At 32.5% G+C, this 1,224-nt stretch carries 2 protein-coding genes; one reads left to right on the forward strand and one right to left on the reverse strand.

The annotated features are described in order from the left end of the window. Positions 1–283: 283 nt before the first annotated feature. Positions 284–817, forward strand: coding sequence for an NIPSNAP family protein (locus tag KTI79_RS19075; RefSeq protein WP_024432732.1), 534 nt, complete (start codon positions 284–286; stop codon positions 815–817). A 33-nt stretch (positions 818–850) separates the two neighbouring features. Here KTI79_RS19075 and KTI79_RS19080 read toward each other — a convergent pair. Next, positions 851–1,224: carbohydrate porin (locus tag KTI79_RS19080; protein ID WP_143225004.1), on the reverse strand; the 374-nt coding region annotated here is incomplete at its 5' end.

Below are 1,224 nucleotides of genomic sequence, written 5' to 3' on the forward strand. Positions count from 1 at the left end.
TTCCGGGACATCGGTCGTCCACGTAAAGAGGGAGATCCAACTCCAGAGCCATTTGAACGACCTGAAAATATTGAACAAATTGAAGGAACTGATAAAGGAGTATTTGCCTATACGAAAAATTGAATTAATTCCAAAACGACAGACCTCTTAGAAATTTAAGTTTCTACCCATTTATTAAATTTCTAAGATCGATCTAAGTAGCTAGTATCGGATATGATGGGAAATATTCATACATAAGTTACTTAGATCATTTTTTTAAATACGTTATTAGAGGTAATAAGCTATGATCTATGAACTAAGACATTATAAATTCACACCTGAAAATTGGTCGAAATACTTAAAACTATTTAATGATAAATGCTTACCAATCCGTTTAGATAATTATGGGATTCTTAAAGGTAAATGGAATATTGAGCAAGATGGATATATTCACTTTTATCATTTATGGCAATATGAATCATTAGAACATAGACACCTATTAAGGCAAGAATTGGCTAAAATACAGAGCTGGCAAGAAGATTTCATTCAATATGCTGCACCACTTATTCACGAACAAGATTTAAAAGTTTTAAACCTTACTGATCGAAATAATAACTTTAATTTCCAAAGAAATCTCAATATTTATGAAATCGACTGCAAAGTAAGTACATTAAAAAATGTAATTAACAGTGTTGCAGAAAATAACAAGGATAATATTCAATTGAATATAGTTGAGTTTCCTAATCCGAATGAGATTATTTTATTTTCAGAAAGCCAAAAAAATATAGAAAATTTAAATATAAAGAATATTAAACATACAACATTAAAAATGATATAAAAAAAGGCTCTTATGAGCCTTTCTTCTTAGTTATTACCACCAATACTCTACTTGCAATCCGAAATTGCTACCATTACGTGATGTCCCGAAATTACCCGTTGAAGATAATGTAGAACCTGCATTGTTCAGATCAGCTCGCTCTTGGGCTTCCTTGTTCCAAATCGCATAGGTGTAATACAAACGGAATTCTGGTCTATCCCAAAATCCTTTTCCTTTTGGTGACCATGTTGGTGCAAAGGTTAACTTAGTTAAAGTCGCGGTCTTATCACGTTTAACTGCATCAAAACCCAACTCTCCTACTAACTTAAATTGATCATTCAATGCATATACCGGTCGTACACCAGCTGAATACCACTCTTGTTCATTTGAAGCTTCTTCTCGTTCATCTTTCTGGTAAATCAACTCCG

The sequence above is a fragment of the Acinetobacter sp. WU_MDCI_Abxd143 genome (assembly GCF_025514195.1).
Classification (GTDB): Bacteria; Pseudomonadota; Gammaproteobacteria; order Pseudomonadales; family Moraxellaceae; genus Acinetobacter; species Acinetobacter pittii_H.

Excerpts from the sequence above, each read along its gene's own strand:
- KTI79_RS19075 (WP_024432732.1), top strand. The coding sequence starts at position 284 with ATGATCTATGAACTAAGACATTATAAATTCACACCTGAAAATTGGTCG.